Raw genomic sequence first — 14,498 nt, forward strand, 5'->3', positions numbered from 1 at the left:
AATAAGAACAATTGGAGTTTCAACAAGATGATTTTCAGACAGCACAACTTACCAGTCCAATTCAGCAAAACGATACTCACCATAGCTGTAACTGGTCTCCTATCAGCATGTTCACCATCATCAACGCAAACCGAGTCAGTTATTGAACCTGCTAAGCCAATTGCCAGTAACATAGCAACCGGAGCCCCTGGTAACGAGCCGACTTGGGCTTTTGCGGGTAAAACGGGCATAGGCACCTCTTACCAAGCTTACGATGAAGAGGAACTTGGAAAGAGCCCTAATAGCCGAGTCTGGTTTTCCATTGCACAAGGTGTGTTAACAGAAACCATGTATGGGTTGATCCACAATGCCCAGCTTAAAGAGATGCAGTTCATCATCACAGGCGAAGGTTTTGTCGATACAGAAAAAGATAACACCACCAGTACAATAGATTATCTGCATAAAGACAAAATGGGACGTCCTCTCTCTTTGGCCTATAAAATAGTCAATAGAGATATTGAAGGTAAATATCAAATAGAGAAACATATTTTTACCGATCCTAACCGTGACAGTTTAATGATGCGGGTCATTTTTACCGCTTTTGAAGATGGCATTACTCCCTATCTATATCTCAATCCTCACATCGACAATAGTGGTGCCAATGACATTGCCAAAGTGATAAATGAGCCAAATAAACAAAAACTTCAAGCATACACGGGGGCGAGTCAATCTAGTGTGTTGACCTTAAGATCGGATCTTGTTTTCACCAAAGCCAGCGCTGGATTTGTTGGCAGATCAGATGGGCTCACCGACCTTAAAGACGGCAAGATGGATTGGCAGTTTACCTCTACTAGCGAAGAGGTAAATAGTGAGAAGCTGTCCTCTCAAACCTTAGGCAATGTGGCATTGACAGCTCAACTTCCAACACCACAAAGAAGCACAGATACACTGGACAACAGTCTTGATTTCAATCTTGCCCTTGGCTTTGGTCGAAGTAAAACAGAGAGTCTAGCCAATGCTGATGCAACATTAGCAGACGGTTATAATACTGTACTCGATGCATACAATGGAAAGGGAGACGCCCTAGGTTGGCAAGATTATCTAGCTTCCCTAACTGAGCTTTCACAAATGTCTGCCAATACCACAGACAATGGCAAATTGCTGTATGCCAGCGCGCTTGTTCTCAAGGCTCAAGAGGATAAAACTCATCCTGGCGCCCTTATCGCTTCTCTGTCCAACCCTTGGGGAGACACGATACCAGCAACAAAAGCCAGCACAGGTTATAAAGCCGTCTGGCCCAGAGATTTCTATCAGTGCGCCATGGCATTTCTGGCCATGGGCGATACACAAACCGCTAAAGTTGCCTTTGAATATCTAAAAAAAGTACAAGCCACCAAAGACACCCCCGGTTTTAGTGGCACTCCAGGTTGGTTTTTACAAAAAACCCACGTTGACGGTGAAATAGAGTGGGTCGCCGTTCAGCTGGATCAAACTGCTATGCCCATCATGCTAGCTTGGAAATTGTGGCAAGCAGATGTACTTACTGACAGTGACATCACTCATTGGTACACCCAGATGCTAAAACCAGCGGCTGAGTTTTTAGTCACTGGTGGCGAGGTTAATTTAGGCTGGAACCACTCAGAGATCACGCCGCTCAAAACACAACAGGAACGTTGGGAGGAGCAGCTTGGTTACTCCCCCTCAACCTCTGCTGCTGTGATCTCTGGCTTAATTGCGGCCAGTGAAATAGCTAAAGTAGCAGACGATAGCCAAGGTGCAGAGCGTTACTTAATCACAGCGAAAACCATGAATAGCGAGCTCAGCAAGCTCCTTATCACAGATAATGGTTTGCTCAGTGCTACCTCACCAGTGCCCTTGACTGGCGAACAAGCCCCCGCCCCTTACTACCTTAGACTTGCTCCAAATGGCACCCCCAACACAGATGATCGACTGGGTGATAATAATGGGCGCCCGGGGCTAGATCAGCGACTCGTGCTCGACGGTGGTTTCTTAGAACTCGTTCGTTACGGTGTTCGTCCAGCACAAGATCCTGTGATTGAACAAACGCTTGCATTAATCGATAACACTCAACTAGAAGATCAGCTCAGAGTTAAATATCTCTTTACTGCTAAAGATGGCACCCAATTTCCAGGCTTTAGACGTTACGGTAATGACGGTTATGGTGAGGATACTCAAACTGGAGACAACTATGCCGAAAAAGGCAGTAATAGCCTAGGGCAACGTGGTCGAGTTTGGCCATTCTTTACTGGTGAACGAGGGCATTATGAGCTAGCCAAAGCTATCCAATCAGGTCAGTTAACGAAAGAGAAACAAAGTGAGCTGATTAATACCTATGTTCAGGGAATGGAAGCATTCGCAAATGATGGATTGATGCTACCAGAGCAAGCTTGGGATGGCGTAGGTCATGCCACTCGATACCAATATCAACTTGGGCAGGGAACAAACTCAGCCACCCCATTGGCGTGGACACATGCTGAGTACATCAAGTTAGTTCGCTCGATGACAGATAAACAGGTATGGGATCACTATGAGCTTGTCTCAAAAGCATTAAATGAATAATCAGAGTCATTATCGACAGTGTAATCGATAGGAAAGTCACGAACCAGAAGCCAGTCAATCGACTGGCTTCTCTCTTTGAACAACCAATCAAATCAACACAAAAATGTTAACCACCATTGATGATAGTGATAAGGCGATGAATAAAGCGTTTTACAGCCTCACGATCAGTAAATTTAAACCCAAGTCCATAGTGAATACCGTTTAAACTCTTCTGAACGCGCTTAGGAAAACGTGTCATCTCATTGTTATGAAAATATCCCTCTTTGTATGTGACTCCCTCAAGTTCAGCAAGATCTGCAAGAAACACCTCATAGGCGGGTCTAATCACCAGCTGGCAATCTTTATCTGCCCCATGAAGATAGATAGGCTCTTTGAGCTTAGGCAGCATATATTCGGTGATCTTCTTAATGGTAAAGTTCGTACGACAATCTAAAGAGGCTAATTCTGCCATCAACTCGCTATGTTCAATCGCCACGATAATGCTCCTAATTTAATCGCTTACATTATATTTTCGCTCGAGAGTAACAAAAATGGAGCCATAAGGCTCCATTTAATCAATCCGTTAAAAGAGTATTAATCCTCTTCAAAATACCAGAAACCCGCGTTGACCCACAGAGTCAGTTGCTCGATAAACTCACGGTTATCTAGCCAAGGAGCTATACATGTATAACTCAATTGCTGCTGATCACATAAAATTGGAATAGCGTCGCTGAGCGCTGATGATAACTGATACTCCTCACCATTAATGTAAAACAGACCTTGTTTAACAGAAGCATCGAAGTAAAGCACCCGCAAGCCGCCGAGGCGTATAAGTGTCTGCGCCTTTAACATCTCCAGAATATCTGTTGCATGAAAGCCTAAACTCTGCTCAGGCAGATCTAACTCACACTTAGACGCGGTAAGGTATCGCCCCGAGAACTCACTTAGTAACCTATCATCTAATTTGGCCAACAGCTGCGCCTTAATTCTTGCTAAGTCGCTTTCATCCACGCGTCCACTTTGCAAACTGATTGTTCTGTCTGGATCTTCAATCTGTTCACAACCCAGTTCATTATCAATAAGATGGTCAGCCAGTGCACTTACCATATCTTTTGCCGAAGCAGTACGATAACCAACAGAGAAGCTCATTGACTCTTCAAGCGTCACCCCATCATGAGGGTAGCCAGGCGGTAGATACAAGATATCCCCAGGTAGCAATTCAACATCAATAATAGGCTCAAATGCTTCTGTATGAAGCAGAGCTGGGTGAGCGGCAAACTCTCTATGATCCCCTCTATCACCCACACGCCATCGACGACGACCAGACCCTTGACAAATAAACACATCATAGAGATCAATATGCGGCCCTACGCCTCCGCCAGGTGTCGCATAGCTCACCATTACATCATCAAAACGCCAGCGAGGAATGAAATCAAAGCACTGGATCAATTGTTCAGCATCAGGAACCCAGTTGTTCAACGCTTGAACCACCAAGGTCCAATCTGACTCTCCAAGATGCTCATAGCTATCGAATGGGCCAAATTCAGCTTGCCACTCCCCCTGCTCTTTGTAGATACGGCGAGACTCAACCATCTCATCACAAGCTAAACCAGCCATCTCTTCGGGTGAGAGTAAGTCTCTGAAGTTAGAGAAACCTTTTCGGATAACTAACGGTTTTTTTTGCCAATACTCTTTCAAGAATTGTTCAGGGGTTAACTCACCGAGTTCAAGTTGCATCATGGTTCTACCGATAAAAAATTTCGGCGATGCTAGCAACAAACCAATGCTAAAACGCTCGATGAGATCATAAAAAAGTGATGCAGCTCCCTATAAGAGTCGATGAAAGAAGAAATAGTACTGTTGTGAAGTCACATTTGGGAAAAATGATATAAGTAGAAAAGAACACTGGTGCTTTCTATCTGATTAGCCTGAAAACTAGAAATAGCAAGGGTTACAGAACATTTAACGAAACAGAATATAGACTTTCCCTTCGGTTATTTAACCGAAAATGCAGGATTTTAATAAAAATCTATAAAACAATTTCAAAAGTATTGATATACTTCCCCCCGAATTTTAGAACGTAACTCCAATAGAGTAGAAAAATGACTGATTTATCAAAGTACAGAAACATTGGTATCTTTGCTCACGTTGACGCGGGTAAGACCACCACAACAGAGCGTATTCTTAAGCTAACCGGTAAGATCCATAAGATAGGTGAAGTTCATGATGGTGAATCTACAACTGACTTCATGGAACAGGAAGCTGAGCGTGGTATTACCATTCAGTCTGCTGCTGTAAGTTGCTTCTGGAAAGACCACCGTTTTAACGTTATCGACACCCCAGGCCACGTTGACTTCACAGTTGAAGTATACCGTTCTCTTAAAGTTCTTGATGGCGGCATCGGTGTATTCTGTGGTAGTGGCGGTGTTGAGCCACAGTCAGAAACTAACTGGCGCTATGCGAACGAATCAGAAGTTGCTCGTATCATCTTCGTAAACAAGTTAGACCGTATGGGTGCTGACTTCCTACGTGTTGTTAAGCAAACACAAGATGTACTAGCGGCTAACCCACTAGTTATGGTTCTTCCTATCGGTATCGAAGACGAATTTACAGGTGTTGTTGACCTACTTACTCGTAAAGCATGGGTTTGGGATGACACTGGTGAAGCTGAAAATTACAAGATCGAAGATATCCCAGCTGACATGGTTGACCAAGTTGAAGAATACCGTGAAATGCTAATCGAGTCTGCAGTTGAAATGGACGACGATCTAATGGAATCTTACATGGAAGGCGAAGAGCCATCTATGGAAGACATTAAGCGTTGTATCCGTGCTGGTACTCGTGACATGACCTTCTTCCCAACTTACTGTGGTTCTGCTTTCAAGAACAAAGGTATGCAGCTTCTTCTTGACGCTGTTGTTGATTACCTACCAGATCCAGTTGAAGTTGATCCACAGCCTCTTACTGATGAAGAAGGTAACGAAACTGGCGAATTCGCTCTAGTTTCTATCGACGAGCCATTAAAAGCACTAGCATTCAAAATCATGGATGACCGTTTTGGTGCACTTACCTTCGTACGTATCTACTCAGGTAAGATCAACAAAGGTGACACCATCCTTAACTCGTTCACAGGTAAAACTGAGCGTGTTGGTCGTATGGTTGAGATGCAAGCTGATGAGCGTAACGAACTTGATTACGCACAAGCTGGTGACATCATCGCTATCGTTGGTATGAAGAACGTGCAAACTGGTCACACTCTATGTGATGTTAAGCACCCTTGTACTCTTGAAGCAATGGTATTCCCTGAGCCAGTAATCTCTATCGCAGTAGCGCCAAAAGATAAAGGCGGCAGCGAGAAGATGGGTATCGCTATCGGTAAGATGATCGCAGAAGATCCATCATTCCGCGTTGAGACTGACGAAGATTCAGGTGAAACTATCCTTAAAGGTATGGGCGAACTTCACCTAGACATTAAGGTAGATATCCTTAAGCGTACTTACGGCGTTGACCTAATTGTTGGTGAGCCACAAGTTGCTTACCGTGAAACTATCACTCAGGTAACTGAAGATAGCTACACACACAAGAAGCAGTCTGGTGGTTCTGGTCAGTTCGGTAAGATCGACTATGTTATCCGTCCAGGTGAGCAAAACTCAGGCTTCACTTTCAAATCTTCTGTTGTTGGTGGTAACGTTCCTAAGGAGTTCTGGCCAGCAGTTGAGAAAGGCTTCGCAAGCATGATGAACACAGGTACTGTTGCTGGATTCCCAGTACTTGACGTTGAGCTTGAGCTTATGGATGGTGCTTTCCACGCAGTTGACTCGTCAGCTATCGCGTTCGAAATCGCTGCTAAAGGTGCTTTCCGTCAATCAATGCCAAAAGCCGGTGCACAACTTCTTGAGCCAATCATGAACGTTGACGTATTCAGCCCAGAAGACAACGTTGGTGACGTAATTGGTGACCTTAACCGTCGTCGCGGTATGATCAAAGATCAGAACGCTGGTGTTACAGGTGTTCGTATTAAAGCTGACGTACCGTTATCAGAAATGTTCGGTTACATCGGTTCACTACGTACTATGACATCTGGTCGTGGTCAATTCTCTATGGAATTTGCTCACTACTCACCATGTCCAAACAGTGTTTCTGAGAAAGTTATCGCTGAAGTTAAAGAGAGAAACGCTAAGAAGTAATATTACTTTTTAAGTTTCCTTAAAAAGCCCGCGACTTACCTCGCGGGCTTTTTTGTCTTAAATCCACCCAACTCTGTCAAACATATAGTGAATGAACTAAGGTCAAAATATGCTAAACCCAGCATCTAACTCCGTTATTGTGCTCGATTTCGAAACTACGGGTCTCTCCCCTAATCAAGGAGATCGTGCCATTGAAATTGGTGCTGTAAAATTAGAAGATGGCGTGGTTGTCGATACGTTTCAAGCGTTAATGAATCCAGGATTTCGGATCTCCAGCTTTATTGAAAGTTACACAGGGATAACCAATCAGATGCTAAGCACCGCTGCGCCATGTGAAGTCGTGATGGATCGTTTCGCTGATTTTATTCATGGCAGTAATCTTGTCGCCCACAATGCATCATTCGATCAACGTTTTCTCGATGCTGAACTCAGCTTAATAAACCGTCACTACACGGGGGAATTTGCCTGCTCAATGTTAATTGCTAGACGCATCTATCAAGAAGCACCAAATCATAAACTCGGTGGATTAGTCGCATTTCGGCAGATTGAAAACGATGGTGTATTTCACCGCGCATTAGCCGACTCAGAGATGACGGCAAAACTTTGGCTGACAATGATTGAAGATATTCAAGCTCGCTACTCTATGACCACTCCTAGCTTTAAGCTGATGCAAAAGATAGCAAGAAAACCTAAATCAAGTGTGAATGCTTTTTTAAGTACACAATAATATCTAAAGATTGCCGCCAATTAGATGGATGAGGAGCCTCTGATAACCAGAGATGTTGGGATCAACTGCCCACTAACCTCCTCCCCCTTAATTAGCTTAAGCAAACTCTCAACCAAAATCTCACCCGCTAGTTGGGTATTTTGCTTAACGGTTGTCAGAGGTGGATTGGCAAAACTCGCCACTGGAATATCATCATAGCCCACAACAGCAATATCCTCAGGCACCCGTAAACCCCGCTCATTCAAGGCGCGAATCGCCCCGATAGCGATAAGGTCACTCGCTGCAAAGATAGCATCGAAGCTTTGCCCTGAAACAAGCAGCTGTTTGGTCGCATCAAAGCCCGACTCTTCGGTGCTGATCGCACTAAATTGCCGCTTCTTACTGTGAGGTAACCCTGCTTGTTTAATCGCTTTACTGTGGCCTAAATAACGATCACGGAACTCAGGACAGTGGCTCGATGCCCCACCTAAAAAGGCAAACTCTTTTCGCCCCTGCTCTATTAGGTGCTCTGTGGCTATCATGCCACCTTGGACATTGTCACAGCCGATAGATAACACAGCATTATTGTTATGCTCAGCCCCCCAGATCACAAAGTGAGTATTTTGTAAGAGCAGTTTCTCTAGTTTACTTTCGTAATCAAGGTAATCCCCATAACCCAATAAAATGATGCCATCGGCCTTATTACTGTCCTCATAATCCCCATGCCAATCACTACTTAACTGCTGAAAAGAAACTAATAGATCATAACCTTGCTGGGCTGTTGCTCGGGTGATCGATCCCAACATGGAGAGAAAAAAAGGATTAATCAGTGAATCATCATTGGTTGGGTCTTCACATAAAAGCAGGGCAAGAGTCAGGCTATTTTGTGTTCTCAAATTACTGGCGTTTTTATCCACCTTGTAGTTGAGCTCTTTGGCTATCTCATGGATCTTCTGTCGTGTCTCTAAATTGACTAAAGGGCTATTTCTTAATGCTCTGGAAACAGTAGATTGAGAAACCCCAGCACGATAGGCGATATCTATCGATGTAGCTTTAGATGCCATACAGCCACCCTGTAATTATTGTTATCATTAGATAATGCCATAACTCATGCTTAATGCCAGTTCTTCCCATAAAAAAACGACGCACAAGGCGTCGTTAATCAAGCATTAAGCGTTAATCATATTACCAACTAAATTAAATCCCAAGCTCATTGAGGAGATCGTCGGCTTCATCCGTCGCACTCTCCTTACTCGCCGCTTTAGCCCAAGGAGATACAGGCTCTTTCTCCTCTTTATTACTATGCTCAGCAAGTAGATCATCAGGGTCGAACTCTCCCTCTTCATCAAACTCATCAAGTTGAATAAATTCAGTTTTATCCATTGCAAATTCAAGGTAGAAGATATGATTATTCTGCGTTCGAAATGACACTCTACGCGCGACGGCATCATCAAGGTTAGTATCGACAGAGATGGTCAATTGCTTGTTAATGGTTAACATTTTTGGTTGGCTTTGATTAATTGAGGTCTGCAGCTGCTTACTGACCTTACTGATAAAGTCCCCCAAAATTTGGTTCATCAGCTCACCCATCACATCACCAACCTCATCTGAGGTATGAGAGATCGCAAATTCAGTTTCAGGCATGCCCATATGGGTCATGTAACCGCGGTACACCTCAAGTGCAGCATCTGCTGAAAAGTTGATCACAACTAAACCAGAGAAACCACCATCAAAGATTGAAAAACAGCCCAAATCCGGCTTCAAGCAGGTGCGAGTAATACTCTGCACCATGGCTGCATGGGAAACCTGACTGTCGGTGGTTTGGGATAAGACATTGGCCACTGATCCGCACAATTTCAATAAAATATCGTCTGACTTAACTATTTTAGATGTTTTATTCATGGTCAAAACCGAAAAGAGATAATAGTTAATTCTGCGCGTAATAGTGAAATAAATCAAAGCGAAAGCAGTATTTTCAACCATTATTATAACAAAAAAACATAAAGATCACGTAAGGTGTTGAAAATACATTAAATTAACAACCAAAATAATCACAAGCTAACACCTCAAGTTGAATACCTAGCAACATAGAACAAAACTTTAGTAAATATTGCGATTAATTCTACATAGAGTGAGGTAGATCTAGCTTTTACTCATAGACTTGCTAAAACAGCGTAAAATCATTCAATTAGCTTCCTTGTCAGCGTATATTTAGACTCATTTTCACCCTTATCTTCTGGGAGACCTATGATAGCTTTATTACGTCGCTTCACCATACTTCAACGATTGATCTTAATGCTTGTTCTTGCTGCAATCGGTACGCTCTGTTTCGCCAGCTTTTCCATCAATGAGCAACGTAATAATTTGATAAAGCAAAAATGGGTTCAAAATGACGCCCAGCTAGTCACAGTTATGAGTATTATTGACGCTCACCGAAAGCAGGTATCACAGGGAAAGATAACACTTAAAGATGCAAAGGCTGAAGCTGCTCAACTCGTTAATGAAATTGGCTTCGGTGAAGATGGTTACTTTATCCTTATCGATGAAAACAGCAGTATCATCTCCCATGGCATCTCCCCTAACCTCATTGGCCAACAGGCTAATAAAATCCATTCTCAAAACAGCCAGATCTCCCTTGCAGACATGGTTGGCGAAGCGAAAACAGCGACGGTATCAAAACAGAGGTTTTCCATTGTTAACCCTCAGACCAGAGCAATTGAGGAAAAATTAGTAGAAGCAAGATACTATCCAGCATGGGACTGGACCTTAGTGACTGGCTCCTACATGAGCGATATTGATGAAGCAACCTATGAGGTTGTACTTAATTACCTCGTTATCATGGTACTGATATCGGCGCCCATCTTTGCTTTCTTCCTCATACTTAACCACTCCATCAGCGTTCCACTGAAAGAAGCAATTGCAGCTATGGAAGATATTGCCAAAGGTGAAGGTGATCTCACTAAACGCTTACCCACAATAGGCAAAGATGAAGTGGTCGATCTGGCCATCGCTTTTAACCTCTTTGTGGAAAAAATTAACCTTATGGTCGGCCACCTCAAACCATTAGGTAACAGTTTAAATCAAGACGCCAACCGACTCCTCACCGCTGTTGAGGAATCAAATGCCTGCGTAGATCACTTGCATCAAGAGACAAGCAGCGTAGCAACAGCCATCAATGAGATGCTGTCTACAACTCATGAGATGGCAAACAATACTCAGCAAGCAGCCGATGCAGCCAATGGAGTGCAAACCCAGGCTCAACAGAGTAAATCGATGATGGATCAAACGTTAATCCATACAGAAAAATTAGTCGATGAACTCAAAAATTCTGAAACTATCACCCACAATCTTGGACAATCATCTGATCAGATTGGCAGTATTTTAGATGTCATACGCGGTATTGCAGAGCAAACTAACCTGCTCGCACTTAATGCTGCAATTGAAGCGGCAAGAGCTGGCACCCATGGACGCGGTTTTGCCGTGGTTGCCGATGAGGTCCGTGCATTAGCCACTCGAACACAGGAGTCGACTAATGAGATCCAAAAAATCATCTCAGATATCCAATCGGGTGTCGCCTCGGTAATGACCAGTAACTCAGATACACAGAGCAGATCTATACAACTTCAAAACCAAACAAAAGAGGTGGGTAACTCACTCGATGACATTTTAGATTTAATTGCCCATATCAGTGATATGAACACCCAACTTGCCAGTGCCACTGAGGAGCAATCATTGGTCACAGAGGAGATAAATCGAAATGTTTGTAGTATTACAGAGCTAACAGAGGTCAGCGTTAAGGCCAATGAGAGCAATAAGTCTGCGGCTATCTCTTTACAAGATCTAAGTGAGGACACAGCCAAGACTTTAGCTCAATTTAAAGTTTAGCCATTATGGAGAAAACTCATTCATTACACTGAGTTTTGGTATAAACTAAGGGGGCTAATTGCTCCCTTTTTAGTGATAGGATTTATGTTAATATGCTGGAATATGAATTTAAAACTACATTAGGTAAATTATAACCATGTCAAGAATGACTCTTGCCGTTCATTCTCAACTTTATAGCATCCACAGCTTTAGCCCTGATGCTAAGATCCCCCCTGCCGTATTTACTCAAGAGATGTTTTTTGTTGGTAAGACCAAAGATGAACTCTCTGTTGTGGTCCCAGCAGAGCTCAAGCTTGAAAGTCTCGAAGAGGAGAGCAACTGGCGCTGCTTAGAAGTTGTCGGTCCCCTTGGATTCTCAATGACTGGTATCCTATCGAGTGTGTCAGGCGCATTAGCTGGAGCAGGTATCAGCATCTTTGCGATCTCAACCTTCGACACTGATTATATTCTCGTGAAAAAAGACAAGCTTAATGAAGCTGTCAGTGCACTGAAAAAGAAGCAATTTCAGATCACCGAATATTGATTGCGCCATACTCCCAATTGAGTTTATTTTATGTATGAAAAATCTGTCACTATCACAGCGAAACATGGCATTCACACTCGCCCTGCTGCGCTGCTGGTAAAAGAAGCAAAGACCTATGATTGTGATGTCTTAGTTGAATGTAACGGTAAACAAGCCAGCGCCAAAAGTCTGTTTAAATTACAAACCTTAGGCCTGTACCATGGTATAACCGTGAAAGTGTTTGCTGAAGGTCCACAAGCTGAGCAAGCCGTGGAAAAAGTATCAGAGCTCTTAATCACGTTAAGCTAATACCATCTAATTTTTATTACATTGTTTAAGTATTCAACCGATAGGAAGCAAGTATGTCTACTCCGGGGATAGTGGTTTCATCAGGAATAGCCTTTGGCCATGCCAGAATACTTAAGCAGCATGATAATGATCTAGACTATCGTCTGCTTCCGATTGATGAGATACCTTCCGAACAAGCCAAACTTAAAGATGCCATACACCAGCTAGTACAACATCTTAATGTTGGCTTAGGTAAGCTTGAGCCAGATAGTGAACATTACCTCTTAATCGAAGCCGATATCATGTTCCTTGAAGATGAGGAGCTCATCAAGCAACTTCTTAACACCATTGAAGCGCAACAGTTTGCAGCCTGTGTCGCTGTTGAGCGTGTGTTTGCTCAGCAAGTTAACTTACTAAAAGCGATGGAGGATCCGTACCTAGCGAATCGCGCCCAAGATGTTCACTGCCTGAGTAACCGGTTAATCAGTGCGATTCATGGCTCTATCAGTCATGATCTTGAAAACTTAACTAAACCCACTATTTTATTAGCCAATGACCTGACTCCAGCTGAATTTGCGCTCCTTCCCCTAGAAAACATTGTCGGTATCGTGCTCAAAACAGGTGGACTCACCAGTCATACGGCTATTCTAGCGCGAAGCGCAGGGATCCCAGCTCTCCTTAGTTGTGAGTTTGACAATGTCATACAGAACAATCAAGCACTGGCTCTCGATGCCCTATCTGGCCAGTTACATATAAGTCCCATAGAGTCCGAGCTTAAAGCGTTAAAGAAACTAAAAGCCGATGATCTAGCCCATAAGCAGAAACTGCAAAAATTTAAAAAGCTGCCAGCCCAGACCCTAGATAATCAACAGATCCAACTGATGGCGAACGTGGGTAGTTTGAGTGATTTCACTCATCTAAGTGAAGTTGGCGCCGATGGTGTCGGGCTATTTCGTACCGAGTTTATGTTAATGAATGTCAGCACTATGCCAACTGAAGATGTGCAGTATGGCCTCTATTGCGATGCAGTTCAGTTACTTAATGGTAAAACCCTGACCATAAGAACCTTAGATATCGGCGCCGATAAAGAACTTCCCTGCTTATCTTTACCCAGTGAGGATAACCCAGCCTTAGGCGTACGCGGCACTCGTTACTTTCTGCAGCACCCACACCTGCTAAAAACACAGTTGAAGGCGGTACTACGTGCAGCAAACCATGGCAGCATCAGGTTAATGTTTCCCATGATCAATCAGGTTGAAGAGTTAGATCAACTCTTTAACCTCATAAGCGAGTGTCAACAAGAGCTAGACAATGAAGAGCGCGGTTTTGGTGAGCTTAGCTACGGCATCGTGGTTGAGACCCCAGCAGCGGTGATGAACCTTGCCTCTATGCTCCCAAGATTACAGTTTGTCAGTATCGGCACGAATGATCTCACTCAATATGCAATGGCGGCCGACAGAACAAATCCACGCTTAACTAAGCTTTTTCCCTCTCTGTCACCTGCGATTTTAACATTAATCAAAATGACCTTAGATGAATCTAAAAAACACAATATCCCAGTATCTGTATGTGGAGAGTTAGCCAGTAACCCTAATGTTGCCCCCATATTAATCGGGATGGGAATTGCTGAACTAAGCGTCAACGTTAACTCACTACTTGAGCTTAAAGCAGCACTTTCTAAACACGATCTATCGACTTATCAAAGATGGGGGGTAGAAGCACTCAAATTACAACGTATAGAAGCGTTAAATCATTACGTATCACACTGTTCCTAAGTCAAATAATTCAGTATGCTACGCAAGAGTGACATCATAAAAATGAAAAATATATGTTTACTAGGGGATGATAAATGGGATTTTTAAGCCGAATAAGACGTTTAATGTCAGGACAAACCAATCCCGTTGGTGGCATTGAAATTTATGCCCCAGTGTCAGGTGAGATCTTAGCGATTGAAAAGGTACCTGATGTCGTATTTGCCGAAAAAATAGTCGGAGACGGCATCGCGATTAATCCGAAAGGTAGTCAGATTTTCGCTCCAATAGATGGCACTATCGGAAAAATATTTGAAACTAACCATGCATTTAGTATCGAATCTCACCAAGGGTTAGAGCTCTTTGTTCACTTTGGTGTCGGCACAGTAGAGCTTAGAGGCAATGGTTTTAATCGACTTGCCGAAGAGGGTCAAGTGGTCAAAAAAGGTGATCCTATTCTCGAGTTTGATCTCAGCTACCTTAAAGAGCATGCAGAGAGCCTGCTGACTCCTGTAGTACTGGCCAACATGGAGGATGTGAGATCGCTAAATAAGTCTCACGGTCATGTTGAGGCGGGCAAAGATGTGATTTTTACCGTCGATCTTTAACCCGCTCCAGCATATTTTATAAACTGTCAGCCC

General features: G+C 43.4%; 12 protein-coding genes. 8 read left to right on the top strand and 4 right to left on the bottom strand.

Features of this window, described 5'->3' with window-relative positions:
- Positions 1 to 27: 27 nt before the first annotated feature.
- A complete protein-coding gene (locus K0625_RS13845) occupies positions 28 to 2,559 on the top strand; it encodes a glycoside hydrolase family 15 protein (RefSeq protein ID WP_220110235.1) in 2,532 nt (843 codons plus the stop codon).
- Between the two features lie 106 nt (positions 2,560 to 2,665).
- On the opposite strand, the gene K0625_RS13850 is transcribed toward K0625_RS13845, so the two are convergent.
- Together K0625_RS13850 and K0625_RS13855 are read right to left on the bottom strand one after the other, a co-directional pair.
- On the bottom strand, positions 2,666 to 3,034 hold the full coding sequence (locus tag K0625_RS13850) for a hypothetical protein (protein ID WP_012324826.1): 369 nt from the start codon (positions 3,032 to 3,034) through the stop codon (positions 2,666 to 2,668).
- A 98-nt stretch (positions 3,035 to 3,132) separates the two neighbouring features.
- Positions 3,133 to 4,275, bottom strand: a complete 1,143-nt coding sequence (locus K0625_RS13855) for a cupin domain-containing protein (RefSeq protein ID WP_220110268.1) — start codon at positions 4,273 to 4,275, stop codon at positions 3,133 to 3,135.
- Between the two features lie 365 nt (positions 4,276 to 4,640).
- On the opposite strand from K0625_RS13855, the gene fusA reads away from it, so the two are divergent.
- A complete protein-coding gene (gene fusA / locus K0625_RS13860) occupies positions 4,641 to 6,725 on the top strand; it encodes an elongation factor G (protein ID WP_220110236.1) in 2,085 nt (694 codons plus the stop codon).
- 109 nt (positions 6,726 to 6,834) lie between these two features.
- Entirely contained in the window at positions 6,835 to 7,452 is a 618-nt protein-coding gene (locus K0625_RS13865) for a 3'-5' exonuclease (RefSeq protein ID WP_220110237.1), read from the top strand.
- A gap of 20 nt (positions 7,453 to 7,472) precedes the next feature.
- On the opposite strand, the gene K0625_RS13870 is transcribed toward K0625_RS13865, so the two are convergent.
- Both K0625_RS13870 and K0625_RS13875 read right to left on the bottom strand, forming a co-directional pair.
- A complete protein-coding gene (locus K0625_RS13870) occupies positions 7,473 to 8,495 on the bottom strand; it encodes a LacI family DNA-binding transcriptional regulator (RefSeq protein WP_220110238.1) in 1,023 nt (340 codons plus the stop codon).
- A gap of 133 nt (positions 8,496 to 8,628) precedes the next feature.
- Positions 8,629 to 9,333 carry a DUF3334 family protein gene (locus K0625_RS13875; RefSeq protein WP_220110239.1) on the bottom strand — a complete coding sequence of 235 codons (705 nt, stop codon included), beginning with the start codon at positions 9,331 to 9,333 and terminating at the stop codon, positions 8,629 to 8,631.
- A 345-nt stretch (positions 9,334 to 9,678) separates the two neighbouring features.
- Between K0625_RS13875 and K0625_RS13880 the strand changes: the two genes are divergently transcribed.
- The 5 genes from K0625_RS13880 (at position 9,679) to crr (ending at position 14,465) form a co-directional block, all read left to right on the top strand.
- Positions 9,679 to 11,316: a methyl-accepting chemotaxis protein gene (locus tag K0625_RS13880; RefSeq protein ID WP_220110240.1), complete on the top strand. Its 1,638-nt coding sequence runs from the start codon at positions 9,679 to 9,681 to the stop codon at positions 11,314 to 11,316.
- A gap of 136 nt (positions 11,317 to 11,452) precedes the next feature.
- Positions 11,453 to 11,839, top strand: coding sequence for an ACT domain-containing protein (locus tag K0625_RS13885; protein ID WP_064791468.1), 387 nt, complete (start codon positions 11,453 to 11,455; stop codon positions 11,837 to 11,839).
- Between the two features lie 30 nt (positions 11,840 to 11,869).
- On the top strand, positions 11,870 to 12,127 hold the full coding sequence (locus K0625_RS13890; RefSeq protein ID WP_012324818.1) for an HPr family phosphocarrier protein: 258 nt from the start codon (positions 11,870 to 11,872) through the stop codon (positions 12,125 to 12,127).
- Between the two features lie 53 nt (positions 12,128 to 12,180).
- The gene (gene ptsP, locus K0625_RS13895) at positions 12,181 to 13,881 is read left to right on the top strand and encodes a phosphoenolpyruvate--protein phosphotransferase (protein ID WP_220110241.1); all 1,701 of its coding nucleotides are present in this window, start codon (positions 12,181 to 12,183) and stop codon (positions 13,879 to 13,881) included.
- 74 nt (positions 13,882 to 13,955) lie between these two features.
- The gene (gene crr / locus K0625_RS13900) at positions 13,956 to 14,465 is read left to right on the top strand and encodes a PTS glucose transporter subunit IIA (protein WP_220110242.1); all 510 of its coding nucleotides are present in this window, start codon (positions 13,956 to 13,958) and stop codon (positions 14,463 to 14,465) included.
- Positions 14,466 to 14,498 lie beyond the last annotated feature (33 nt).

This window comes from Shewanella nanhaiensis, from assembly GCF_019457885.1.
GTDB classification, from domain to species: domain Bacteria; phylum Pseudomonadota; class Gammaproteobacteria; order Enterobacterales; family Shewanellaceae; genus Shewanella; species Shewanella nanhaiensis.